Raw genomic sequence first — 1091 nt, forward strand, 5'->3', positions numbered from 1 at the left:
ATGCAGTACAAGACCGAATGTGCGAAAGAACAGCTTCAGGAACTATCCAACGATATATCCAGTGCGTTAGACAAGCACAAGGACGTGCAAAACCAGCTTCTTCAGCTTCAGAAAGAACTACGTTCCATTGAAACAAAGAAGAACGTCCAAAAACTCATTTCTAAGGCTTCAGAGAAGTTTTACGGCTTGATTGGAAAAACAGTCAACGATAGGGAAAAGGATGCCTTAAAAGCCAAAGTAAAGGCTTTAGAGGGGGAAAATGAACAGCTATCCGATAGACTGGGAAAGGCTATACTTGAAAAAGAGCGAAACGGCACAAAGGTATTCAAAGCCGAGAACGACAAGGAGTATTATAGACAACAAATGGACAACGCAAGGACAACCAGTAACCGATTAAGGACGGAGAACCAAGAACTAAAGACCGAAACCAAGGAATTGAAAAAAGAACTTGGTAAGATGAAAGACTTGTTCAATTCCGAACAACTGGAGGCTTTAAGGCATCATTTCCCAAACATATCAAAAGCTATGGAAGAGGGGAAAGACCTACTCAAGCAAATCACCAGAAGCAGAGGTTTCGGTATGGGTATGTAACCCCCCCCCGCCCCCAAAGGGGGAGCGACCAAACGGCAGCCTCTCTCAATGGAGTGTTACGTCGTTCGGATTCGGAAGAAATTTTGCAGGGTTCGGAAAACGGTTGTGTGCTTATTCTAAAAAAAGTTTATGGTGTGGCGCTCGTCGGGACGGGTGGTCCCGCCCCTTGCCGCTGGGCGCTCCCCGACCGATGATTTTTAAGTGACTGATTTTGTGCTGTTTTGGGGGTATATTAAGAATAGAAGAAATAGAATAAGTTAAGTACTTGATACACAATATAGGGCATTTTCCATATTGGAAATTCTCATTTTCCAATCTAGAAAATACTGATTTCCTAATATAATACTAAACAGGAAAATAATATTTCCCTTAATATTGTTTTTATGGAAAATAATAGTTTACTTTGTGGAGAATAATATTTCCCAAAAACACATCAAAATGGAAAATAAAAAAGCAGTTAAGTTAACCGATTTTCAAAAGAACGAAGAAAATCCTTTTAT

General features: G+C 40.3%; 1 protein-coding gene. It reads left to right on the top strand.

Annotation, left to right across the window (positions count from 1 at the left end; genetic code table 11):
* A partial coding sequence (locus tag ABG996_RS10645; protein ID WP_430733572.1) for a hypothetical protein occupies positions 1–591 on the top strand: 591 nt, incomplete at its 5' end.
* Positions 592–1091 lie beyond the last annotated feature (500 nt).

The organism is Collinsella aerofaciens (genome assembly GCF_039836695.1).
GTDB lineage: Bacteria > Actinomycetota > Coriobacteriia > Coriobacteriales > Coriobacteriaceae > Collinsella > Collinsella aerofaciens_BD.